The 22304-nt window shown below is 72.8% G+C and carries 22 protein-coding genes and 1 pseudogene; 10 read left to right on the plus strand and 13 right to left on the minus strand.

Annotated elements, in window-relative coordinates:
* The first annotated feature begins 7 nt into the window (after positions 1–7).
* Positions 8–1333, plus strand: coding sequence for a glutamate-1-semialdehyde 2,1-aminomutase (locus tag ACZ7N4_RS18275; protein WP_471359325.1), 1326 nt, complete (start codon positions 8–10; stop codon positions 1331–1333).
* Between the two features lie 15 nt (positions 1334–1348).
* On the opposite strand, the gene ACZ7N4_RS18280 is transcribed toward ACZ7N4_RS18275, so the two are convergent.
* Both ACZ7N4_RS18280 and ACZ7N4_RS18285 read right to left on the minus strand, forming a co-directional pair.
* The gene (locus ACZ7N4_RS18280) at positions 1349–2071 is read right to left on the minus strand and encodes a phosphatase PAP2 family protein (RefSeq protein WP_471359326.1); all 723 of its coding nucleotides are present in this window, start codon (positions 2069–2071) and stop codon (positions 1349–1351) included.
* Between the two features lie 375 nt (positions 2072–2446).
* The gene (locus ACZ7N4_RS18285) at positions 2447–3460 is read right to left on the minus strand and encodes a LacI family DNA-binding transcriptional regulator (protein ID WP_471359327.1); all 1014 of its coding nucleotides are present in this window, start codon (positions 3458–3460) and stop codon (positions 2447–2449) included.
* Positions 3461–3898: 438 nt separating this feature from the next.
* Here ACZ7N4_RS18285 and ACZ7N4_RS18290 point away from each other — a divergent pair, with 438 nt between their 5' ends.
* Positions 3899–4864: a glycoside hydrolase family 6 protein gene (locus tag ACZ7N4_RS18290; RefSeq protein WP_471359328.1), complete on the plus strand. Its 966-nt coding sequence runs from the start codon at positions 3899–3901 to the stop codon at positions 4862–4864.
* A gap of 41 nt (positions 4865–4905) precedes the next feature.
* A complete protein-coding gene (locus tag ACZ7N4_RS18295; protein WP_471359329.1) occupies positions 4906–6186 on the plus strand; it encodes a glycoside hydrolase family 6 protein in 1281 nt (426 codons plus the stop codon).
* A gap of 66 nt (positions 6187–6252) precedes the next feature.
* Here the strand turns inward: ACZ7N4_RS18295 and ACZ7N4_RS18300 are convergent, their stop codons facing one another.
* From ACZ7N4_RS18300 to ACZ7N4_RS18310, 3 genes are all read right to left on the minus strand, one after another.
* Positions 6253–7119, minus strand: a complete 867-nt coding sequence (locus ACZ7N4_RS18300; RefSeq protein WP_471359330.1) for an alpha/beta fold hydrolase — start codon at positions 7117–7119, stop codon at positions 6253–6255.
* Positions 7120–7327: 208 nt separating this feature from the next.
* Entirely contained in the window at positions 7328–8239 is a 912-nt protein-coding gene (locus ACZ7N4_RS18305) for an NADP-dependent oxidoreductase (RefSeq protein ID WP_471359331.1), read from the minus strand.
* Positions 8240–8316: 77 nt separating this feature from the next.
* On the minus strand, positions 8317–8643 hold the full coding sequence (locus ACZ7N4_RS18310) for a putative quinol monooxygenase (protein ID WP_471359332.1): 327 nt from the start codon (positions 8641–8643) through the stop codon (positions 8317–8319).
* Positions 8644–8738: 95 nt separating this feature from the next.
* Between ACZ7N4_RS18310 and ACZ7N4_RS18315 the strand changes: the two genes are divergently transcribed.
* The 5 genes and pseudogenes from ACZ7N4_RS18315 (at position 8739) to ACZ7N4_RS18335 (ending at position 11162) form a co-directional block, all read left to right on the plus strand.
* Complete coding sequence (locus ACZ7N4_RS18315) at positions 8739–9335, plus strand: TetR/AcrR family transcriptional regulator (protein ID WP_471359333.1); 597 nt, start codon at positions 8739–8741, stop codon at positions 9333–9335.
* Between the two features lie 407 nt (positions 9336–9742).
* Positions 9743–10012 carry a hypothetical protein gene (locus tag ACZ7N4_RS18320; RefSeq protein WP_471359502.1) on the plus strand — a complete coding sequence of 90 codons (270 nt, stop codon included), beginning with the start codon at positions 9743–9745 and terminating at the stop codon, positions 10010–10012.
* Entirely contained in the window at positions 10009–10149 is a 141-nt protein-coding gene (locus tag ACZ7N4_RS18325) for a hypothetical protein (protein ID WP_471359503.1), read from the plus strand. The genes ACZ7N4_RS18320 and ACZ7N4_RS18325 overlap by 4 nt, the downstream gene beginning before the upstream one ends.
* Positions 10142–10411: pseudogene (locus ACZ7N4_RS18330) on the plus strand (ATP-binding protein); the annotation flags it as partial. The gene ACZ7N4_RS18325 and the pseudogene ACZ7N4_RS18330, both read left to right, overlap by 8 nt.
* Before the next feature lie 40 nt (positions 10412–10451).
* Positions 10452–11162: an N-acyl homoserine lactonase family protein gene (locus ACZ7N4_RS18335; RefSeq protein WP_471359334.1), complete on the plus strand. Its 711-nt coding sequence runs from the start codon at positions 10452–10454 to the stop codon at positions 11160–11162.
* A 93-nt stretch (positions 11163–11255) separates the two neighbouring features.
* Here the strand turns inward: ACZ7N4_RS18335 and ACZ7N4_RS18340 are convergent, their stop codons facing one another.
* From ACZ7N4_RS18340 to ACZ7N4_RS18360, 5 genes are all read right to left on the minus strand, one after another.
* The gene (locus tag ACZ7N4_RS18340) at positions 11256–11894 is read right to left on the minus strand and encodes a condensation domain-containing protein (protein WP_471359335.1); all 639 of its coding nucleotides are present in this window, start codon (positions 11892–11894) and stop codon (positions 11256–11258) included.
* A complete protein-coding gene (locus tag ACZ7N4_RS18345; protein WP_471359336.1) occupies positions 11879–12211 on the minus strand; it encodes a hypothetical protein in 333 nt (110 codons plus the stop codon). The genes ACZ7N4_RS18340 and ACZ7N4_RS18345 overlap by 16 nt, the downstream gene beginning before the upstream one ends.
* A 178-nt stretch (positions 12212–12389) precedes the next feature.
* On the minus strand, positions 12390–13241 hold the full coding sequence (locus ACZ7N4_RS18350) for an EamA family transporter (protein ID WP_471359337.1): 852 nt from the start codon (positions 13239–13241) through the stop codon (positions 12390–12392).
* 167 nt (positions 13242–13408) lie between these two features.
* The gene (locus ACZ7N4_RS18355; RefSeq protein ID WP_471359338.1) at positions 13409–14896 is read right to left on the minus strand and encodes a serine/threonine-protein kinase; all 1488 of its coding nucleotides are present in this window, start codon (positions 14894–14896) and stop codon (positions 13409–13411) included.
* A 232-nt stretch (positions 14897–15128) separates the two neighbouring features.
* Positions 15129–15326, minus strand: a complete 198-nt coding sequence (locus ACZ7N4_RS18360; RefSeq protein ID WP_471359339.1) for a hypothetical protein — start codon at positions 15324–15326, stop codon at positions 15129–15131.
* 275 nt (positions 15327–15601) lie between these two features.
* Here ACZ7N4_RS18360 and ACZ7N4_RS18365 point away from each other — a divergent pair, with 275 nt between their 5' ends.
* Positions 15602–16003 carry a hypothetical protein gene (locus tag ACZ7N4_RS18365; RefSeq protein ID WP_471359340.1) on the plus strand — a complete coding sequence of 134 codons (402 nt, stop codon included), beginning with the start codon at positions 15602–15604 and terminating at the stop codon, positions 16001–16003.
* Positions 16004–16400: 397 nt separating this feature from the next.
* The gene (locus ACZ7N4_RS18370) at positions 16401–19196 is read left to right on the plus strand and encodes a SpoIIE family protein phosphatase (RefSeq protein ID WP_471359341.1); all 2796 of its coding nucleotides are present in this window, start codon (positions 16401–16403) and stop codon (positions 19194–19196) included.
* A gap of 137 nt (positions 19197–19333) precedes the next feature.
* On the opposite strand, the gene ACZ7N4_RS18375 is transcribed toward ACZ7N4_RS18370, so the two are convergent.
* The 3 genes from ACZ7N4_RS18375 to ACZ7N4_RS18385 form a co-directional block, all read right to left on the minus strand.
* Positions 19334–19705: an STAS domain-containing protein gene (locus ACZ7N4_RS18375; RefSeq protein WP_471359342.1), complete on the minus strand. Its 372-nt coding sequence runs from the start codon at positions 19703–19705 to the stop codon at positions 19334–19336.
* A 28-nt stretch (positions 19706–19733) separates the two neighbouring features.
* On the minus strand, positions 19734–20957 hold the full coding sequence (locus tag ACZ7N4_RS18380; RefSeq protein ID WP_471359343.1) for a PP2C family protein-serine/threonine phosphatase: 1224 nt from the start codon (positions 20955–20957) through the stop codon (positions 19734–19736).
* A gap of 516 nt (positions 20958–21473) precedes the next feature.
* Positions 21474–22199, minus strand: coding sequence for a peptidylprolyl isomerase (locus tag ACZ7N4_RS18385; protein WP_471359344.1), 726 nt, complete (start codon positions 22197–22199; stop codon positions 21474–21476).
* Positions 22200–22304: the final 105 nt, after the last annotated feature.

Below are 22304 nucleotides of genomic sequence, written 5' to 3' on the forward strand. Positions count from 1 at the left end.
AGTCGGCTTGGACACCGGAGAGTTCCACCTGCCCCGGTCGCGGGCGGCGAACGAACGACTGCACGACCTGGTCCCCGGGGGCGCGCACACCTACGCCAAGGGGGACGACCAGTACCCCGAGAACCTGGCCCCGGTCATCAGCCACGGCCGCGGTGCCCACGTGTGGGACATCGACGGCAACCGCTACGTCGAGTACGGCTCCGGCCTGCGGTCGGTCAGCCTCGGCCACGCCCACCCCCGCGTGGTCGAGGCGGTGCGGCGGGAACTCGACCGCGGCGGCAACTTCGTCCGGCCGTCCGTCGTGGAGCTGGAAGCCGCGGAGCGCTTCCTGGCCACGGTGCCGACCGCCGAGATGGTGAAGTTCGCGAAGAACGGCTCCGACGCCACCACCGCCGCGGTGCGCCTCGCCCGCGCCGCCACCGGGCGGCCGCGGGTGGCCCTCTGTGCCGACCACCCGTTCTTCTCCGTCGACGACTGGTTCATCGGCACCACGCCGATGTCCTCCGGCGTGCCGGCGGCGACCACCGAACTGACCGTGGCGTTCCCCTACGGGGACCTGGCCGCCACGGAGGAACTGCTCACCCGGTACGAGGGCGAGGTCGCCTGCCTGGTCCTGGAACCCGCCACCCACACGGAGCCGGAGCCCGGGTACCTCGCCGGCCTGCGCGAGCTGGCCGACCGGCACGGCTGCGTCCTCGTCTTCGACGAGATGATCACCGGCTTCCGCTGGTCCGAGGCGGGCGCCCAGGGCCTGTACGGCGTCGTCCCCGACCTCTCCACGTTCGGCAAGGCGCTGGGCAACGGATTCGCCGTCTCCGCGCTGGCGGGGCGCCGGGAGCTGATGGAGCGGGGCGGGCTGCGTCACTCGGGCGACCGGGTGTTCCTGCTGTCCACGACGCACGGTGCGGAGACGCACTCCCTGGCGGCCGCGACGGCCGTGCTCACCACGTACGTCGAGGAGGGCGTCACCGCGCGCCTGCACGCCCTCGGCGAGCGGTTGGCCGCCGGTGTCCGCGGCGCCGCGGCCGCCATGGGCGTCGGTGAGCACCTCGTGGTCCGGGGCCGGCCCAGCAACCTGGTCTTCGCCACCCTCGACGAGCGGGGGCGGCCGTCGCAGCGGTACCGCACCCTGTTCCTGCGCCGGCTGCTCACGGGCGGGGTGCTGGCGCCGTCGTTCGTGGTGAGCAGCGCGCTCAGCGACGCCGACATCGATCACACCGTGGACGTGGTGGCCGAGGCGTGTGCGGTGTACCGGAAGGCCCTGGACGCCGGCGACCCCACTCCATGGCTGGGCGGGCGACCCGTGAAGCCGGTGTTCCGCCGCTTGGCGTGACGTGACGGCGCGCCGTCAACGGCGGTCGGAGGAAGCGGAGTCGTCTCTCCGACCGCTCCTCCGGCCGGCCCCCGGACCAACCTGCCGGCCGGCCACCCGGTCGGCCATCCGATCGACCAGCCACGCGGTCGCCGGTATCACCACCAGCGCGGTGCACCAGCCGCCGAGGGCGTCGGTCGGGTAGTGGGCGCCCAGGGCGACCTCCGCCCAGCCCATGGCGGCGCCCGCCACCAGTGCCGCGGCGAGCACGAGTGAGGTGCCGCAGGCCCTGCCGAGGCCGAGCCGGCCGGCCTCGGGCAGCGCCACGGTGAGGGCGAGCGCGGTGAGGAAGGCGGTGTGCCCGCTCGGATACGACAGGTTGCCCTCGCCGTGGATGGTGCGTCCCACGAGGTGCTTGAGCAGCGTCGCCGCTCCCACGGCCGTGGCGGCGCCGGCGACGACGAGCACCGCCGCGCGCGGACGGCGAAGCAGCAGACAGCCCGTCACGACGGCCGCGACCAGCATCAGCGCTCCGGCGGGTTCCCCCAGGAAGTCCATGGCCAGAGCGACGCGCCGCCACGGCGGCCGCACACTGTCCGCCGTCGGCGGGACGATCCACCTGTCCGCTGTGCCGGGGCCGCCGTGGCCGGCGTACACCGCCCCGAGCGCGACGACCACCAGCGCGGCGAGGACCGCGACCAGTCCGAGCCACGCGCGCAACGGCCGGGGCAGCGTCGAGGATGCCGACCGGCCGCTCACACGCCCACCACGCCCGTCCGGCCCGCGGCCGGCCCCCGGAGCGCGCGCGCCTCCCGCCGTACACCGGCACAGGCCACCCGGCAGATGCGATGCACCGCGCCCTCCCGTGGGGGCTCGGCGTCCGGCCTGCCCCGCGCTCGCCCCAGTCTGTCCGCCACCCCGGCCGGGGCACGGGAGTTGGTCTCTGTTCGCCACCTTAACGAACGATTCCGCACGGCGGTTCCGAATGGCTCTTCCGGTGGTGCCGGCGTGGACGGCCGGCCACCGAGGCCGACGGACGCCCGGCGGCGACGGCGGCGTTGCGGGGCACGTTCCCGGCCGCCTCGGCCGGCCACCGCTCCGAGCGACCGGCAGCCGCCTCGTTCGGGCCCGCCGTCAGGCGCTGGAGCGGGGGACGAGACGGGTGGGGAGGATCAGCGGGGTGGGGTCCTGTCCGTCGATCAGCGCGACGAGCATCCGCGCCATCTCCCGGCCGAGAGCCGTGATGGGCTGATGGACGGTGGTGAGCGGCGGATCCGCGATCCGGGCGACGGTCAGGTCGTCGAAGCCCACCACGGCGACATCGGCGGGCACCGTTCGGCCGGCCTCCCGCAACGTGCGCAGCGCTCCCGCCCCCATGTTGTCGTTGGCGGCGAACACCCCGTCCACGTCGGGGTGGTGCGCCAGCAGTGCGGCCATGGCGGCGGCCCCGCTCGGCTCGGTGAAGTCCCCCTCCCACGGTGCGAACGGGTCGAGACCGGCCGCCAGCATGGCGTCCCGGTAGCCGCGGTAACGGGCGCGCCCGGCCTCGGTGTCCAGCCGCCCGCAGATCGCGGCCACGCGCGTCCGGCCGAGCGAGATCAGGTACTCGGTGGCCTCACGCGCCCCGCCGACGTTGTCGACGTCCACGTACCACCGGGGCGCCGGACCGACCGGGCGCCCGCCGAACACGACGGGTACCGCCGCCGCCCCGGCCATCCGCGCCAGCGGATCGTCCTCGCGCAGCGCCATCAGCATCACGCCGTCGGCCCCCCGGGACAGGAGGAGCCGCTCCACCCTCTCGCGGCCCCTGTCGGTGGCGGCCAGACACAGCATCAGGTGCAGGTCGGCCTCCTCCAGGGCGGCCGAGGCCCCCACGATCACCTGGGCGAAGAACGGATCCGCGAAGATCGAGGGGTCCTCTCCCGACACGACGAGGGCTGCCGCTCCGGTCTGGCGTGTGGCCAGTGCGCGGGCGGTCGGGTTGGGGACGTATCCGAGTTGCCGGACGGCCCGTTCGACCGCCTCCCGCTTGGCGCGGCTGACGTGCGGGGCGTTGTTGAGGGCACGTGAGGCCACGGAACGGGACACCCCCGCCAGACCGGCCACCTCGTCGAGCGTCGGGTGCCGACGCGCCGCGTCTTCCGCCATGGGCCACGAGCCTTTCCCCCTCGACCGGACGGGAAGCGTCTCACCCCGCCCCGCGCCGCCGCCACCCGTACGGTGCGGACGGCGGCCGGAACACGGCCGGTGGATCAGCACCTGGGAGCGCGACCTGGGAGCGCTTCCAGTTCCTTCCCGGGCGGTTGGGCCCCGTAACGCGCTCCGTGAGGAACGAGCCCTCGTACGCCGCCCCTTGACAGCTCTGGCGCCCCGCCACACGATACCGACCACACCCGGAAAGCCCTCCGACGATGGGAAGCGCTTCCAAGTGGGAGCGCTCCCAGGCCTCTGCCGGCCCGTGGGTGTGCCGTCCCCGGTGGAGCGATCGCCGACGCGACGGGACGTCGTACCACCGCACTTCCTCAGCGCGTCGCACGCTCGGGACCAGAGCGCGTGACGCATCCCCGCCCGGAAACCGAGGTACTCATGCGTCGCCGACTCCGCACCCTCGTCGCAGCGTTCTGCGCCCTGCCCCTCGCGCTCGCCTTCGCACCGTCCGCCCACGCCGCCGACCCGACCACCATGACCAACGGCTTCTACGTGGATCCCGACTCCAGCGCGAAGCGGTGGGTCGCCGCCCACCCCGGCGACGGCCGGGCCCCCGCGATCGACGCCTCGATCGCGGGCACCCCGGCGGCCCGCTGGTTCGGCTCCTGGAGCGGCGCCATCGGCACTGCCACGGGGGCGTACGCGGGAGCCGCGGACTCCCGGGACAAGCTGCCCGTCCTGGTCGCCTACAACATCTACAACCGCGACTACTGCGGCGGGCACTCCGCGGGCGGAGCCGCCTCGCCGTCCGCCTACGCGACCTGGATCGCCCAGTTCGCCGGCGGGATCGCGAGCCGCCCGGCCGTCGTCGTCCTCGAACCGGACTCCCTCGGGGACTACGGCTGCATGACGCCGGCCCAGATCGCCGAACGCCAGGGCATGCTCACCGGGGCCCTGGCCCAGTTCAACCGCCAGGCGCCCCACACCTGGGTGTACCTCGACGCCGGCAACCCGGGCTGGGCCGGCCCGGCGACGATGGCCCAGCGACTCCACGAAGCAGGCCTCCGACAGGCCCACGGGTTCTCGCTCAACATCTCCAACTACTTCTCCACGGCCGAGAACACCGCCTACGGCAACGCCGTCAACAGCGAACTCCAGGCCCGTTACGGCTACACCAAGCCGTTCGTCGTGGACACCAGCCGCAACGGCAACGGCTCCGACGGGCAGTGGTGCAACCCCTCCGGCCGCCGCATCGGCACGCCCAGCCGGCTGGGCGGAGGCGCCGAGATGCTCCTGTGGATCAAGACCCCGGGCGAGTCCGACGGCAACTGCGGCGTGGGAGCCGGCTCCTCGGCCGGCCAGTTCCTGCCGGAGGTCGCCTACAAGATGATCTACGGCTACTGACGGGCAGCGCACCCCATCTCCAGCGACTCCGAGGAGCAACCTTGAGAACACGCAGCTTCCGAGCCCGCGCGGCCTCCGTCCTCGCGGCGCTCGCCGCGTGCGCCGCCCTCACCACGGCACAGGCGCAGGCGCAGGCCGAACCAGCCCAGGACGGGATCACCCCGGCCACGAAGTTCTACGCGGACCCGCACAGCAAGGCGGCGAAGCAGGCGCTCGTGGACTTCGGGAACGGTGACATCGAGGACGCCACGAACATGGCCAGGCTCGCCAGCTGGCCGCAGGCCGAGTGGTTCACCGAGGGCACGCCCGCCGAGGTGCGCGTCGAGGCGAACCGACTCGTCCGCCGAGCCGGGGCCGTGAACCGGACCCCCGTCCTGGTCGCGTACAACGTCCCGGGCCGGGACTGCACGCAGTACTCCAGCGGCGGAGCGACGGACTCCGCCGCCTACCGACAGTGGATCGACGCCTTCGCGGCCGGCATCGGCGACCACAGGGCGGTGGTCGTCGTCGAACCGGACGGCGTGGCCATGCTCCCCCAGGACTGCGGTCCCGCCACCGACCCGACCGGCGAACTCACGGCCGCCCGCCTCGCCGACCTCGCCTACGCGGTCAGGACCCTGAAGGCCAACCCGCGCACCGCGGTCTACCTGGACTCGGGCAACGTCCAGTGGCGCTCCGTCGGCGACATGGCGCGGCGGCTGCTGGACGCCGGGGTCGAGTACGGCGACGGCTTCGCCCTCAACGTGTCCAACAACCACCCGACCGACCACAACGCCCGGTACGGCACCTGGACGGCCAAGTGCATGTGGTTCGCCACCGAGGGACCCGAGCAGGCACGCGGTCACACCGACTGGTGCGCCAGTCAGTACTACTCGTCCGCCGCCCCCAACGACGGCACCCCCGGCAACAGCGTCTCCTCCGCCGACCCCGCCACCTGGCGGTGGACCGACGCCTGGTTCGACCAGAACGTGGGCACCCCGCCCGCCGGCCGGCTGCGGCACTTCGTGATCGACACGAGCCGCAACGGCCGGGGCGCGTGGACCCCGGAGCCGGGCAAGTACAGCGGTGATCCGGAGGCTTGGTGCAACGCGCCGGGCCGCGGCCTCGGCCCGCGCCCCACCGCCGACACCGGCGTCCCCCTTGTCGACGCCTACCTGTGGATCAAGGTCCCCGGTGAGTCCGACGGCAGCTGCACACGGAACACCGGCGGCACGGTCGACCCGGAGTACGGCATCGTCGACCCGCCCGCCGGCGCCTGGTGGCCCGACCAGGTCCACGCGCTGGCCCGCAACGCGGCACCACGCCTGACGTTCAACCGCTGAGCCCGGTCCTTGTGCATCTGCCCTGCCCGCTGCGGCAGTTCAGGCCGTCGGCCCGCGTGGGTCGGCTCAGCCGAAGAACGTCAGCAGCTCCCGGGTCAGTTCCTCGGGCCTCTCCTGGGAGATGTAGTGGCCGGCGTCCTGGAGTTCCACGTAGCGCACGTCGGTGGCCTTGCCCTCCAGCAGGGCGGGGACGAAGGCGAAGTTCATCCCGCCCAGGGCCAGGACCGGCATGCTCAGCGGGGCGTAGGCGCGGGCGTCCTCGATGTCCTGGCCGAAGGTCTGGTACCAGGCGTTGGAGGCGCGGACCGCGCCGGGCTGTTCGTACGCGGCGGCGTAGAGGGCGCGGCTGGCCTCGTCGATCGCGTCCGGATCGAGGGCCTCCAGGCCGACGAGGTAGTCGATCAGGAGGCGGTAGCGGCCTTGGAGGAGCTGTTCGGGGAGCTCTTCGACCTGGTTGAAGGCGAACCACCACAGGTGGGGCCGGCCGGGCTGGGGCAGCATGCGGAGTTCGTTGAAGACGTCGCCGGGGTGGCCGACCTCCCACAGGGCGAGCTTGATGGTGGCCTCCGGGTGGTTGGCGGCGAAGGCGTAGGCGACCATGGCGCCGATGTCCTCGCCCGCGATGTGGGCCCGATCGTGGCCCAGGTGGCGGAGGAGCTCGTGGATGTCACGGGCCATCGTCTTCTTGTCGTACCCGCCGGCGGGCTTCGCGGAGCCGCCCATGCCTCGGTAGTCGACGGCGACGACCCGGTACCGCTCGGCCAGCGCGGGCATGATCTTGTGGAACTGCCACCAGGTCTGGGGCCAGCCCGACAGCAGGACCAGCGGTTCGCCGCTGTCTCCTGTCACGTAGTGCAGGCGGGTGCCGTTGACCTCGGCGTGGTGGTGCTCGAATCCTTCGAGGGCGGGCTCGGTGTAGGGGGGCGCGGTCATGGCGTGCGTGTCCTTGCGTGGGTCCGGTCGGTCACCGGGGGTCGGAACGTGGGGTGGGAACGTGGTCCGGGTCGGCGGGCGGGCCGACCCGGCCGGCGGGGGCAGGGCGTGCGTCGCCTTCGGGCGGAGGTGACCGGCCCGCGGGTCCGGAGCGGCCTGTCCCTCGCCCGCCCGGGGCGGCGGGCACACCCGCTGGACCGGCGAACGGTCAGGGAAGCAGGATGATCTTGCCGCGGTTGCGTCGGTGGTCGATGTCGTCCTGGGCCCGGGCCGCCTCGCTCAGGGGGTAGGTGCGCCAGATCTCGACGGTGAGACGTCCGGCGGCGGCGAGACCGGCGAGTTCGGGCAGTGCCTCGGGGGCGCGGTCGGCGGGGTCCGTGCCGGTGAAGCGCACCCCGTACCGAGCGGCGTTCATGTCGGCGATCGTGATGACGCGATCGGGTCCGCCGGCCAGCTCCACGGACTCGGGCAGGACACCGGCACCGGAGGTGTCGAACACCGCGTCCACGCCCTGCGGGGCCGCCGCGCGCACCCGCTCCGCCCAGCCCGGCCCGTACGTGACCGCCGTCGCACCGAGGCCGCTGACGCGGTCGAGGTCGCCGGCCCCCGCGGTGCCGACGACGGTGATGTCACGGGCGGCGGCGAGCTGCACGGCGATCGCGCCGACACTGCCGGCGGCGCCATGGACGAGCAGGGTCTGCCCGGAGTCGAGGCCGAGGTGCTTCAGCGCGCGGAAGGCGGTCTCCCCCACGGTCGGCAGCGCGGCGGCGACCTCCCAGGACAGTGCGGCCGGCTTGGCCACGGGGGCGGGCATCAGCGCGTACTCGGCGTAGGAGCCCGCCGGTGTGACGCCGAAGACCGCGTCGCCCACGGCGAAGCCGCTGACGTCGGATCCGACGGCGTCGACGACGCCCGCGGCGTCCACACCCGGCACGACGGGGAAGTCGACGGGGAAGAGGCCGGCCAGGTCACCCCGGCGCATCTTGTTGTCCAGGGGATTGATCCCCGCGGCCCTGACCTTGACCCGGACCTCGCCGGGCGCGGGCTCGGGCAGGGCGACCTCGGTGAGGGCGAGGACCTCGGGACCGCCGTAGCGGTCGAAGGTGACAGCGGTGGGCATGGGGGTCTCCTTACGGACAACGGTGGTGCGGAGAGAGGAACGAAAGCGCCGTGAAGTGCCGGCCCGGTGGGGCGGGCTCAGGCTGCGGCGGTGGTCTGGAAGGCGATCACGTAGGGCTGGCCGTCGCGCTGGAACTCCGGGATCACTCCCCGGCGGCTCATGGCGCCGGCGTCGGCCCGGAAGGCCTCGAACGCCTCACGGCTCGCCCACTGCGCGTAGTTGATCACCCTGGTGCCGTCCTGGCTGGTGTGCACGGTGGAGGAGACGAAACCCGGCCGGTGGCGCACCTCCTCCTCGACGAAGGTGCGGATCGCGTCCACCAGCTCCTCCCTGCGCTCGGCGGGGACGGTGAAGGACACCAGCACGGTGAAGGTGCCGGCGTCCGGATCGACGATGACGGCCACGATGGTCTCCCTTGCTCTGTCGAGACGGCCGGAGCCGACGACAATCACACAATCTGTATGAATCGAGTTAAACATACACCTCGTATGATTGTCGTGTGACTGACGCCTCCTCCGCCCGGCCCGACCTCTCCAACCCCCGGGTCCGCCGCACCCGCGACCGAGTGCTCACCGTCGCCCGCGAGCTGCTCGCGGACGTCGGGCCCACGGCACTGACCTACTCACTGCTCGCCGAGCGCGGCCAGGTCACCCGCCAGACCCTCTACCGGCACTGGCCCACCCGCGAAGCCCTTCTGGTCGACGTGATGCTCGAATCCGGCGACGGCTCCCTGTACCCCGAGCCCGGCAGCGACCCCCATGCCGTCGTCACCGCGTACCTGAAGAGCCTGCGGCACGGACTCGACGACCCCGCCACTGCCGGCGCGCTGATGGCCCTGGCCGCCCAGGCCGACCGCGACCCCGAAGCCGCACACGCCCTCGCGGGGATCAGCGAAGACCGCCACCAGGCCCTCAACCGGCTCCTCGAACCCTCCGGCACGCGGATCACCACCGCCGACTTCGCCCAGCTCGTCGGCCCCGTCATGTTCCAGCGCTTCCTCAGCCGCCGGCCCGTCACCGACGCCGACCTCGACCTCCTGGTCACCCGCTGGCTCGCCGGCGCGCGGCCACCGGGCGGCTCACCCGAACGTGCGTGAAGGTCCGGGGGCGGATGTCGTCCGCGCGGCGCCGCCCGTTCGACTGGACCGATACGTCCGCACGAACCGCCACTCGGTTCCGGTGAGGCTGATCGGCCGCACCGTGAGGGTGATGCTGCACGCCTCAGAGATCGTGGTCTACGACGGCCGCACGGAAGTCGCCCGGCACGAACGGCTGATCGCCAAGGGCCAGGCCGGGCTGGAACTGGACCACTACCGGCACTGGCCCGCAAACCCGGTGCGTTTCCCGGCGCGACCGCGCTGGAACAGGCCCGCTCCGCAGGCAAGTTCACCCCGTCCACGACGCGTGGTGGGCGGCGGCCTGCAAGGTCCACGGCGACCGCGACGGCACCCGGGCCCTGATCGAGGTCCTGCCGCTGGGTCGGCACCTTCACCACGAGCACCTGGTGGCCGGGCTCGCCGCCGCACTGCGGGCCGGGGCACTGACCTCGGATGCCGTCGCGCTGGAGGCCCGCAAGGCGGCCGAATCCGACGACACATCAGCCCCTGCCGTCGAGCCGGAGCCCGACCGGGCTGCGGTGACGTTCCTGACCGAGCGTCGCCTGGCCCACCTGCCGCCGGATACCCGGCCGCTGCCGTCGGTCGCGGCCTACGACCGATTGCTGCGACCGAGGCGGCCGGCCGACCGTTTCACTGCCGAGGGAGAGTTGCCGTGACCGTCAAACGCCACCGCGGACTGACCGAACAGGCCGCCGATGCCGAGGTCGACCAGGCATGCCGGATGCTGCGGCTGCCCACCATCCGGGCCCGGTTCCCCGACCTGGCCGAAGCCGCGGCCCGTGACCATCGATGAGCTGGGCTGCATGGAGCTGGACCGCAGGGGCGCTGAGCTGCTGTTCCAGGTTCTGACGGAACGTAAGGAGAAGAACAGCGTCGCCATCGCCTCGAACGAGAGTTTCAGCGGCTGGACCAAGACCTTCACCGACCCGAGGCTCTGCGCGGCCATCGCCGACCGGCTGACCTTCGGCGGCAACCTGATTCAGACCGGCACCGAATCCTACCGCCTCGCCATTACGCAGGCCCGTGCCGCGGCCCAGGACTCCGCCACAGGCTGAACCTTGCATGTGAATCGCCCACACCTGCCAGACTGGCCGCATGGGGAAGAACATGCCGGTGCGTCGCCTTGATCTGGGGTACTTCATCCGCCCCGCGTCGGAAACCGGCGGCCCGCAGCCGCGGGTCGAACCTGTGCTCGCCTACCTGGTGCAACACGATCACGGCCTGATCCTCTTCGATACTGGCATCGGCAAGGCGGACCCCGAGACCGAAGCCCACTACCGTCCCCGACGCCGGGGCCTGCAGGATGCCCTGTCCGCTGCCGGAGTCGCTCTTGACGACATCTCCCTCGTCGCGAACTGCCACCTCCACTTCGACCACTGCGGTGGAAACCCCCTCCTGGGCGGCAAGCCCATCCTGGTCCAGGACGTCGAGCTGGCCACTGCCCGCAGCGGCGACTACACCTTGGACGAGTTGATCGATTTCCCTGCCGCGTCCTATGAGGAACTCGCCGGTGAGGCGGAGGTCTGGCCGGGCGTCTGGATCATTCCGACACCAGGGCACACCCAAGGGCATCAGTCGCTGGTCCTCCGGCAAGCCGACGGCACGGTAGTCCTCGCCGGCCAGGCACACGACTTCGCCTCCCACTTCGCATCCGACCAGCTGGCCCGCCAAGCGGCACTTCACGGCGTGGAGCAGCCACTTCCCGCTTACCAGCACTGGCTGGAGCGACTCGCCGACTTCGACCCACGACGCGTTCTCTTCGCGCACGACTGCTCGGTCTGGGAACCGCCGCAGAGCACCCTCTAGGGCAGGTCGGACGACCCCAAACCGCATCGCCCAACCGGGCGCGGCCCCCACTGTCCACCGCTGCCAACGTCAACCGTCCCCACCGAAGTGGTGTCAGTCCTCATCGACATTTCGCGGCCCTGTGATCGGCAAGTGGTGTTCAGGCCCGTCGACAAGTGGTGTCCGTTTCCACCCACAAAGCCACGCACCCGCGCCGAGACGGGTGAGCAACGCGGCCAGACCGGCGTGCGCCACCAGGAACAGGCTGGCCTGCTCTTCCGCGGCCACCTCCAGGAGCCGTCGGTGCGCGTCCGCGGGGACGGTGAAGGCGACCGTGTCGCCGGTGGGGGGCGCCGGGCGCCCGGACGGCGCCCGCTCCACGCGGTCGGCGGGCAGCGGGATGCGTTCCGGCAGACCGTCCAAGGTCTTGTCCCAGTGGGCGAGCTGGCCGGTCCGCAGGGCGCTGGGGTCGTCGTCGGTGCCGAGCAGTTCGCGCTGCCACAGGGTGAAGTCGGCGTACTGGACGGGCAACGGGGGCCAGTCCGGGGCGTCACCACCGAGACGGGCCCGGTACGCGGTGCCGAGGTCGTCCAGCAGCCGGGGCAGCGAGGCGCGGTCGCAGGCGATGTGGTGGAGCAGCAGGAGCAAGGTCTGCACGCGCGAGGTCTCGGTGGTGAACAGGACCGCGCGAACGGGTAGTTCGCTCTCCAGGCGGAAGGGGCGGCCCGCCGCGGCGCTCAGCGCGGCCGGCAACCGGTCCGCGGTGACGGGCTCGACCGTGAGGACCGGGCGCGCGGCCGGCCGAGGAACGTCTCCTGGATCCGCGACTCCACCACCAGGGCGCCCAGATCACTGGCGTCGAGCCCCTCCTGTTCCAGGGCGCGCCGTGCGGCGCGTTCCGCGAGAGCGACGGAGTCGAGCCGGTCGTCCGCCCGGACCGTGTCGATGCCCAGGCCGTCCAGGGTGGCGCGCTCGGTCTCGTCGAACGCCTGTACACCGGAGACCGGCAGAGTGGGTTCGGGCAGGTACCAGGCGGCGCTGCGGACGGCGAGGGGTGCTGCTCCCTGCATATCGCCTCCGGGTGCGTGTGGTCGTCGGGACGTGCCCGATTCTTCCGACGGCCACTGACGCCGAACTGACGCGCCGCTGACGGCACCCGACACCGGCCTGCGTCGCGCACGGCGACCGTGGCGGGCACGTGCCTCCGGGCATGCCGGTGCGGCGGTCCCGGCGGCCACACCGGCGTGTTCAGCGCAGGGCGACGAGCGCGATGGCGGCGGCCGCGCAGACCAGTCCGGCGCCCTGGCGGCGGGTGAGCCGCTCGTGCAGGAAGGCCAGCGCCAGCAGCACCGGGACGGCCGGGTAGAGCGCGGACAGCACGGTGGCCACGGCCATCAACTGGTCGCGCGTCGCGGAGAGATACAGGATGACGGCGACCGTGCCGACCGCACCGGCCGCGGCGGCCACCGCCGCCGGCCGGCCGGGCATCCTCACCGGAGCCCGGTACAGGACGAGTACGACGGCGATCACCGCCACGGACGCGACCCGGCTGACGACGACCGGCCACAGGCCACCGTCCGCCCCCACCTGCGCCATCGCCAGGAACTGCACGCCGAACCCGGCGCTCGCCACCAGCGCCGCGGGCACTCCCGCGGTCACCGGCGGGTGGGTTCCCCGGTCCTGGCCCGGCCCGGACGCCTGCGCGACGAGCCACAACGCGGGGACGGCGGCCGCGATGCCGGCCCAGGCGACACCGGCGGGGCGTTCACCCAGGAAGGCCACGCCCACCAGGACGGGAAGGGCGACGGCACCCACGTCGCTGACCGGTACGACGACGCTCATCTGCCCCCGCGACATCGCCCGGTACAGGTACGCGACCCCGACGCCCGTACCGACGCCCGAGAGCGCCCCGAACCAGTAGTCGCCGGCCGTGCCGGGGCCTCCGGAGGACGACAGCGCCGGCAACACCGCCACGGCGGTCCCGGCGAGTTGTGCGTACAGGGCCACGGTGATTCCGTCGGCCCTGCGGGAGACGAGCCCGTTCACGAAGTGGGTGACACCGAAGCAGAGCGCGGAGGCCAGCGCCAGCGTCTCACCCACGCGAACTCCCGGCGGGCGTCGGGGTGTTCCGGGACGGCGAGGCATCGGCGCACAGAACCATACCGACGGCTCTACCCGGGATCCCGGTGACGATGACACCCGCGACGCGTCCGGGGCGTCCGGGCACCGCGCCGCCGGGCGACGACAAGCGCGAGGTAGCGCAACCCTCAGTCCGCGTCCTTCTTCCGGGCCGGCTTCTGCGGGGCCGTCTTCTGCCGGCCCGTCTTCTGCGGGGCCCCTTGAGCCTTCGGGGACTTGTGGGACCGCTTGCCGGCAGGGTTACCGGCGGAGTCCGCTCCCCTCTTGCCACGCGCTGCCGTTTCGGACGTTCGGGCGGCCTCACCGCCTGCTGCGCCCGGTGCTGCGTCGTCTGCGGGTGGGGGCGTGGTGCGGTGGACGGCTGTGCCGGTCGTCCGCTCCCGGCCGGACACGGCGGAGGCGGAGCTCGACGCTCGACCGGAGCCGGCACCGGGGCGGGGGGCATGAAGGCGTCCGGTGGGCTCGGCAGGGGCGGACCCGGCCGCGTCGCCGGGAGCGGACGCGTCCGGGGTGCCGGCTTTCCCGGAGGGGCTGCTCACCGCCCGTGCCGGCGTGTGGTGCGCGGATCCGTCGGACACGGCAGCGGACACGGCGACGGTGGCGGCCACGGCAGCCGCCAGCGCGGCGGCCGTACCGGCCACCCGGTGGCGTCCGCGCGCGGGCGGGGCCTCCGGCGCGGCCGTACCGGCAGCACGTGGCGCCTGCTGGTGCGTGCGGTCGACCCGCGCCGGTACCTGCCCGGGAAGCAGGCTCGTGACGCCGGCCGGGTGTGGGGCGGCCCTCGGACCGTTCGGCTCGGCCAGGGCGGCCAGCGCCCGGACGCAGTCGTCGGCTGACGGGCGGACCTGCGCGTCCAGCGCGGTCATGTCCCCCAGCAGGGCCGCGAACTCCTGCGGCAGGGACGCGGGCAGTTCGGGCCGCCGGTGCAGCCTCGCGATCGCGGCCTCCAGGGGAGCACCGTCGTATTCGAGTCGGCTCGTGAGGCATTCGAGGAGCACCAGCCCAAGGGCGTAGACGTCGGCGGACGGGCCGACGGGCCTCCCGAGCACCTGCTCGGGAGACAGATAGGCGGCCGTGCCGACGAGGGCGTCGGTGGCGGTACGGGTGGTGGCGTCCAGCAGCCGGGAGATGCCGAAGTCGGTCAGGTGGGGGCGGCCGGACGTGTCCAGGATGATGTTCGACGGTTTCACGTCTCGGTGCACGATCCCCGCGTCGTGCGCGTGGGCCAGGGCACGCGCGAGGCCGGCCCCGAGGGAAGCGGTCTCCCCAGGCGCCAGGGGGCCCTCGGCGATGCGCGCCTTCAACGTAGGGCCTTCGATGAGTTCCATCACCAGATAGGCACGTCCGTCGTGCCGGCCGGCGTCGTGGACGGTGACGAGGCCCGGGTGCCGCAACCGGGCGAGGATCACCGCCTCGTGGTGGAAGCCGTCCTCCCCGTCGTCCCCCGTGCCGACGTGGAAGACCTTGACGGCCACCGGTCGTCGCAGGCGCAGGTCGAAACCGCGGTGGACGTCGCCGGCGCCCCCCGAGCCGATGACCGCGTCCAGGCGGTAACGGCCGCCCAGCACGCGTGCGGAACACCGGAACGACGCCAGAGCCGACTGGCGGAGCCTCATCTGATCTCCCACTGCTTGTCCAGGTGCTGCCCAGGGGTGCGCCTGCGAGGGGGGCGCCGCACACGCGTACCCATGAGGTGCCGAAGTACCCCCGGGGTCACGTTCCGCGACTCGATCGATGAGGCTGCCGGTGCGGGTGCGCGGAATCTCGCGGTTCCCGCGCATTCCCGCTGTGCGCGATGTCGTGAGCCCTCGCACCCCGTTCCGGCGCAGGCGCTGAGGACGCGGTCGCCTACTGGTAGCAGGGAGGCGCGCACCGCACGGTGATCGTACCGTTCCCGCGGTCCGCCGTGGGGGTGCCGTGGGTGACGACCGTAGGGGTACGGCTGGTCTCCCAGGGCATGGGTACGGCCATGGCCTGCGGGCCGAGGGCGGTGAAGGCCGCGGTGGCCACGAACACCAAGGCCACCGCACGCTTGCACACGGTCATGGGAACTCCTCTACGAAATGGTGGGGTTGGGCCGCCGGAGCCTTCTCGGGGACGCTCACCCGGCCGACTGCCAGTCTCACCAGGCGCGTTCCTCCACGCCAAGGTGTCCGGCGTGGGCCTCGGCGGATCTCCCTACGATCACCGCGACCGGCGGACCCCGTTCCGCACCGGGTGGTCCGCAGCCCATCGCGTCGACGGGGCCTGACCAAGTGGCGAGAGGGGCGCCCCCGGGGCAGCCTGGGAAGGTCGATCGAACGACAGGACGGGAGACGCGCATGACCTCTGTACTCCGTCACCACTGCCTTCGCACGCTCGGCGCCGGTGCCCTCTCCGTGGCGCTGCTCTCCGGCGGGACGGCCGGAGCCCTGGCCGCATCCCCGGCCCCGGGCACCACGGCCTCGATCACCGTGAAGGCCGGGAAGACCGACGTGAAGGCCGGGGACAAAGTGACGTTCACCGGCCGCACCAAGGGCCTGAAAATCGGCTCCCCGCTCGTGCTCCAACACGAGAAGTCCGGCAAGTGGACCTCGCTCAAGGCGACCGCCAAGGTCCGGAAGGGCAGTTCGTACGCCCTGAACGCCAAGCTCAACACCAAGGGCACCGAACACCTGCGGATCGCGGGCGTGAGCGAGTCCGGGAAGGTCTTCTCGCCCACGGTCACGGTCAAGGTGAAGTAGGCCCCGCCCCGAAGGCGAGCAGTACGGCGACGAGTGTCTCCGGGACCCCCTCGGGCATGTGGTGTCCGGAGTCGACCGGAAAGCCCTCTGGTCGGCCTGCCGCCCGGTCGCTCCAGACCCCCGGCACGTCGCCGTAGAGGCCGGCATGCCGACGTGAACGGCCCACAGCACCTGCACGGGGCAGCCGATGCGCCGACCGGTCCGCCGGTCGGCGTCATCGCGTTCGCGGTCGATGCCGGGGCAGGCACGGGACTCCTCGCACAGGGTGCACGGTGGCCGGGTGGTGAACGGCGCGGCGGTAGTCGTCGTACGCGTCCGCGCCGATCTGCTCCGGCACGGGCGCGGCCGAGCAACAGCGCCAGAGCAAATGCCCTGTTTGCCCGCTTATCCTGTAGTGGTGGAGTCGTACCCAACTCCTTCGGGCAGCGACCAGGGCGACCGGACACCGCTGGTCACCGGGGTGCGCCCGGAGATCCTCGCTTCCTGGCAGCGCTCCCAGTCTCTCGGTATCGACCGCGAACGAGCGGCTCTGCCGATCGAGAGCGACCTGGATCCCGACTCCCGGCTGGTCAGGGCCGCGGCGCCGGTGCTGACCCGCTTGTACGAACGGTTCTCGGGCGTGCCGGTGACCGTGACACTGGCCGACTCGCGGGCGCACATCGTGGACCGCTGGGGCGACCCGGCGGGGCTGACTCTGATGGACGCCGCCTCCCTCGTGCCGGGCGCCAATGTCGACGAGCGGTTCATGGGCACCAGCAGCGTCAGCATGGTGCTCAGCACCAGGGCACCGTTCGTGGTCGTGGGCCACGAACACTTCCTGCACGACCTCAAGGAGCTCACCTGCATGGCCGCGCCGGTGCGCGACCCGGTCGGCGGCACCGTGCGGGGCGCCGTCAACCTCTCCGTGCCCAGGGAACTGGCCGACCCCGGCATGGCGCTGGTCCTTCAGGACGCCACCGAGCGCATCGGGGAACGCCTGCTCGAACTGGGCACGGCCCGCGAGCTCGAACTGACGCACTCGTTCCGCCGGGCCATGGAGCGTGGCGGGCACGCCGAGCTGGACCTCGACTCGGGAGAGCTGTCCCGGCGCGGCGGACCGCCGCCCCGGCTGGCCTCGCAGGAACGCCTGATCCTGCTGGAGCGTGCCGTCGAGCTGATCTCCTCGCCCGGCGAGGCATTCGCCGAGGTGCCGCTCGCGGGCAGCCGCCTGGCGGTCCTGCGCCGACGGGAACTGCACCACGGCGACGCGGAGGGGGCGGCGGTCGAGGTCACGTTCGAGGACGCCGGCGGTACGGGTCCGGCACGTCCGGCTGCCGCGACCGACTCCGGCCGTCGCGCGCCGCTTTCGAACCACCCCGCAGAGGCTGCGGGACCGCACCCCGCCGGAGCGACCGACGCGTGGCTGCTGCTCGTCGGCGAGCCGGGCGTCGGCCGGCTGGCCGCCGAGGCACGCGGACGGCTGGCCCTGCTGAACGAGGCGGGTGTCCGCCTCGGCACCGCCCTGGACCTGCGGCGTACCGCCGAGCAGCTGGCGGAGATCAGCGTGCCGCGCTTCGCCGACCTGGTCATCGTCGACCTGGTCGAAAGCGTCCTGGAGGGCGAGGAGCCGCCGCCCGGGCCACTGCGCCCCGACGTACCACTGCGCCGGGTGGCCGCCTGGGCCGGCGAGGACGCCCGCGACCTCCCGGCCGGCGGGGTGAACGAACCGACCGGCTACCCCGCCGGTACACCCCAGGCCCGGTGCCTGGAGACCGGGCAGCCGGTCACGGACTCGGTGGTGACCGCCGCCCTGGCCGGGCACCCGACCGGCGGGGCGCACCCCGTCGGCCTCCTCGGCGCGGGCGAGCACTCCTACCTGGGCGCTCCGCTGTCCGCACGGGGTTCCGTCCTCGGCCTGGCGGGGTTCTACCGCCGCGGCAGGACGAGGCCGTACGAACAGGACGACCTGACGCTCGCGGGCGAGCTGGCGGCCCGTGCCGCGATCGGCATGGACAACGCCCGCCGCTACGGCCGGGAACACCACGCCTCCCTCACCCTGCAACGCAGTCTGCTGCCGCACGCCCTGCCCCGGCTGGGCACCGTCGGCCTCGCCTCCCGCTATCTGCCCGCGGACGCCAGGTCGGGTGTGGGCGGGGACTGGTTCGACGCGATCCCGCTGTCCGGTATGCGCGTGGCGCTGGTCGTCGGTGACGTGCCCGGGAACGGGCTGCAGGCGGCGGCGACCATGGGCCGGCTGCGTACGGCGGTACGGACGCTGGCCGGTCTGGACCTGCTGCCCGAGGAGGTGCTGGCCCACCTGGACGACCTGGTCAGCCGCACCCCCGACGAGGAGGCCGACGAGGAGGACCCGGCAACGGGGACGACCTGCCTGTACGCGATCTACGACCCGGTGTCCTGCCGGTGCACGGCGGCCACGGCCGGTCATCCGCCGCCCGCCCTGCTGACGCCGGACGGGGAGGCACGGCTGATCGACCTCCCGACCGGCCCGCCCCTCGGGCTCGGCGGGATCCAGCCGTACGAGTCCGCCACCGTCGACTTGCCCGCGGGCAGTCTGCTGACGATGTACACCGACGGCCTGCTGAAGGAGAGCCGCGGTTACGAGGACACCGAAACACGCACCGCGCAACTGCTGGCCTCCCTGAAACTCGCCGGTCCGGAGCTGGAGGACACCTGCGACCGGGTCACGGGCACCCTGCTGTCCGGCGGCCCGTACGACGACGTGGCCCTGCTGATGGCCCGCGTGCACGCGCTGCCCGCGGACCGGGTGGCGTCCTGGGAATTCCCGTCCGACCCCGAGGCCGTGGCCCGGGCCAGGTCACTGACCCGGGCTCAGCTCGCCGCCTGGGGCATGTCGGAGCTGGACTTCAACACCGGGCTCGTGGTCAGCGAGCTGGTCACCAACGCCGTACGGTACGGCGGTCCGGGGCCGGTGGGCCTGCGGCTGCTGCGCGACGACTCGCTGATCTGCGAGGTCTCCGACGGCAGCAACACCTCTCCGCGTATCAGGCGCGCCGCCACGACCGAGGAGGGCGGGCGTGGCCTGTTCCTCGTGGCGCAGTTCACCAAGAGCTGGGGTGCCCGCTTCATGCCGCAGGGCAAGACGGTGTGGGCCGAGCAGATCCCGCAGCCGGAGCAGCCCGCACCCGAGACGGACGAGCAGACACTGCTGTCCCTGTTCGACGACCTCGGCTGACCGCCGGCCGGCAGGGCGAGGCCGGCGGTCGCCTCGCAGCCGCCGACGTCTGCGGCGCCGACCATGACGACTCCTGCGTCGGCCATGACGTTCCCGGCGTCGCTCACGGCGCGCGGGTACGGCCTGCTTGCGGTCGGTCAGTCGGGGACGGATTCCAGGGTGGCGTAGCTGTGCAGCACCCGGTCCGCTCCGGTCAGCGCCAGCATGCGCCGTACGCGTTCGCCGGGTGCGATCAGCGCCACGCGGGCACCGGTGCTCCGGGCCGTGCGGTAGACCGCGATCAGGCAGGTGAGCCCGGTGGAGTCCAGGAAGGGGACCTCGGACAGATCCACGAGCACGGTGTGCCCGCCGGTGAGCACCAGGGGTTGCAGAGCGTCGCCGAGGTCCGAGGCGGTGTGCAGGTCGAGGTCGCCCACGACCCTGACGAGGTGGCGGTCGGCGCTCAGACGGCGGACGTGCACCTGCAGGGTGTGCCGCCGACCGTGGAAGGCGGGCTGGTCGGTGTTCATCGCCGCTTCTTTCCGTGCGGGCCGGGGCTCACGGAGTCAGCTCCCGCTGACGGCCACCGCGCCACTCGGTGAGCAGAACGGTGGCGTCGTCGTCGAGCCGGCCCTCATGGTGTTCCATGACGGCCACCATCAGCCGGCGCAGGGTCTCGTGCAGGGTGTGCCGGCCCGAGTGATGACGGCGGATGAAGTCGACGAACCGGTCCCGGCCGAACTCCGTCCCGTCACTGCCGCGCGCCTCGACGACGCCGTCGGTGTACAGCAGCAGACGATCGCCGGGTTCGAGCTGCTCGGTGGCCACGGTGACCGACAGGGCGAGGTCGGCGCCCATGGGACCGGCCGGGGGGCAGACCAGTTGGGTGGTCCAGCGGTTGCCGCGGATCAGGAGGGGCAGGTGGTGACCGCGGTTGATCCAGGTCAGCCGGCCGCTTGTCATGTCCAGGTCGGCCAGGATGCCGGTGACGTAGCGGCTGGTGCCGAACTGCTCGATGAGCGTCTCCTCCACCAGCCGGCTGGTCTGGGCCAGCGAGGCACCCTGACGGCGCGCGTTGCGGCAGGCGGCCACGGCGACGTTCGCGGTGATGCCGGCGGTGGTGTCGTGACCCATGGCGTCGAAGACGCTCAGGTGCAGGGTGCTGCCGGCCACCGCGTAGTCGAAGGCGTCGCCGCCCACCTGATAGGCGGGCTCCATCACCGCGCCGACGGTGACGTCGTGCCCCGCGAAGGCGGGCGGCGGGGTGAGGTTCCACTGCATCTCGGCGGCCACGTTCATGGGCTCCGTACGCACCAGACGCGCGTAGGAGTCGCTGAACGACCGCTTGCTCAGCAACAGCAGGGCCGCCATCGAGGCCAGGTCGCGCACGGCGTGGCGGACGGACTCGTCGTCGGTGTCGGTGTCCGCCCGCAGCACGCCCAGCCGCTCCACACCATCGGTGATGGCCACCCACCACCGCCGGCCGCCCGGACGATCACTCGTCCCTTCCCGTCCCGGATCGGACAGCAGTTCCACGCGCCGGTAGGCCTGGCCGGGCAGACTGCCCGCAACGCTGAACTCCTGCCCGCCGTCTCCGGCACCCGGCCCCAGCCCCGTGAGCCGCCGCAGCACCGTCTCCCGGATGTCCACCACGAAGAGAGCCACGTCGTGCAGGCCCGCCACGGCGGCGTGCTCGGCGATCATCCCCGGGAGCTGTTCGAGCGTAGCCGTATGGCTGGCCTGCATCAGCCGCAGCAGCGACGCCGTGCTGCTGTCAGTCACCACCCGCACCCCCCTCGCCGCACGGCTGCGTACCCCATGAGCACACGTGCCACTTCACGCCTCTTTCCGGCCGCTGGGTCGTACCCCTCTTCGGGCACCACCCGGGTAGCACCACCCGGGTACCCCCCTCCCGAACCGCACGCGCAGCCCCGCGGCGGACATCCACCGGCAGGGCCGTCGGACCGCTGTCCTGACCCCGGCGGTGTCGGTCATGTCGTCTGCCGCTCCGGACCGCCGTCTCGCGGAGCGAGAGTGCGGGCGGCGTCATGGCGGGCCCGGGCGCGGCGGCCACGGTGCTTCACGCAGTGCCTGGTGAAGATGCGCGGCCTCGGCGGCACCGAGGACGCGGTGCTGCGGGACGCGGACCTGCTGGACCTCGTGCTCCCCTTGCTGCGTGGCGGCCAGGGTACGCCGATCTCAGGAGGCACCCCCGCACACATGCCTCCGCATCGGCCGCTTCACATCACCGTGGGACCAGGCAGGCAGCCGGCCCCACGGTGACCCCGGCACAGTTCCTCAGGGCCGGCAGGACGGCCGGACGCCGAGCAGCTCGGTCCGCAGGACGGGCGTGCCGTCGACGGGCGCCGGGTCCTGGGTGCTTGGCTCGATGCCGCCGGAAGCGATCTTGTCGAGCGTCTTCAGGCCGACGCTGCCGACCGTGCCGAACACCGTGTAGTTCGGTCGCAGCGCGGAGTCGCCATAGACGACGAAGAACTGCGAACCGTTCGTGTCGGGCCCGGCGTTGGCCATCGCCAGCAGACCGCGCCCGTAAAGGCGACGGACGCCGGACGGATCGCTCGGTGCCGGCGGCAGGTCCACCGGCAGCTCGTCCTTGTACGCGTACCCCGGACCACCCTCGCCGGTGCCGGTCGGGTCGCCGCACTGCAGGACCTTCAGCGTGGGATACGCCGTCAGACGATGGCACACCGTACGGTCGTAGAACCGGTGCCGCGCCAGGTGCAGGAAGCTCTGGACCGTGCACGGCGCCTTCGCCCGGTCCAGACGCAGGGGGAGCGGCCCCTGGCTGGTCGGGACAGCCATGTCGACCGTGCCGTGACCGGGGGTGTGCCGCGGGTCGGGCGGCAGGGGGACCGGCCGCGCCGCCGGCTCGTCCGGTGTCTGGGCGTACTGGCAGGGACCGTGCGTGGTGCGCGGCGGGGCGTCGGAAGCGTAGGCGGTGGTTCCGCCGCCGGACGCGACCAACGCTGCCGCCGCCAATGCGGTCATGAAAGCTCGGTTCATCCTGCACACCCTCCAGAAGATCGCCGGATTTCGGAGCGGTCGGAGTCTAAGGCGCGGTCCGGTGGGCGAGAACCCGCCCGCAGGCCACATCCGTCCCCACAACTT

The organism is Streptomyces sp. NPDC107654, from assembly GCF_055639035.1.

Bases quoted from the DNA above. Each gene is read 5' to 3' on its own strand.
- ACZ7N4_RS18290 (WP_471359328.1), top strand. From the start codon at position 3,899: ATGCGTCGCCGACTCCGCACCCTCGTCGCAGCGTTCTGCGCCCTGCCC.
- ACZ7N4_RS18305 (WP_471359331.1), bottom strand. From the start codon at position 8,239: ATGCCCACCGCTGTCACCTTCGACCGCTACGGCGGTCCCGAGGTCCTC.
- ACZ7N4_RS18385 (WP_471359344.1), bottom strand. From the start codon at position 22,199: ATGAACCGAGCTTTCATGACCGCATTGGCGGCGGCAGCGTTGGTCGCG.
- ACZ7N4_RS18285 (WP_471359327.1), bottom strand. From the start codon at position 3,460: ATGGCGGAAGACGCGGCGCGTCGGCACCCGACGCTCGACGAGGTGGCC.
- ACZ7N4_RS18355 (WP_471359338.1), bottom strand. From the start codon at position 14,896: ATGAGGCTCCGCCAGTCGGCTCTGGCGTCGTTCCGGTGTTCCGCACGC.
- ACZ7N4_RS18345 (WP_471359336.1), bottom strand. From the start codon at position 12,211: ATGCAGGGAGCAGCACCCCTCGCCGTCCGCAGCGCCGCCTGGTACCTG.
- ACZ7N4_RS18335 (WP_471359334.1), top strand. From the start codon at position 10,452: ATGGGGAAGAACATGCCGGTGCGTCGCCTTGATCTGGGGTACTTCATC.
- ACZ7N4_RS18360 (WP_471359339.1), bottom strand. From the start codon at position 15,326: ATGACCGTGTGCAAGCGTGCGGTGGCCTTGGTGTTCGTGGCCACCGCG.
- ACZ7N4_RS18300 (WP_471359330.1), bottom strand. From the start codon at position 7,119: ATGACCGCGCCCCCCTACACCGAGCCCGCCCTCGAAGGATTCGAGCAC.
- ACZ7N4_RS18365 (WP_471359340.1), top strand. From the start codon at position 15,602: ATGACCTCTGTACTCCGTCACCACTGCCTTCGCACGCTCGGCGCCGGT.
- ACZ7N4_RS18375 (WP_471359342.1), bottom strand. From the start codon at position 19,705: ATGAACACCGACCAGCCCGCCTTCCACGGTCGGCGGCACACCCTGCAG.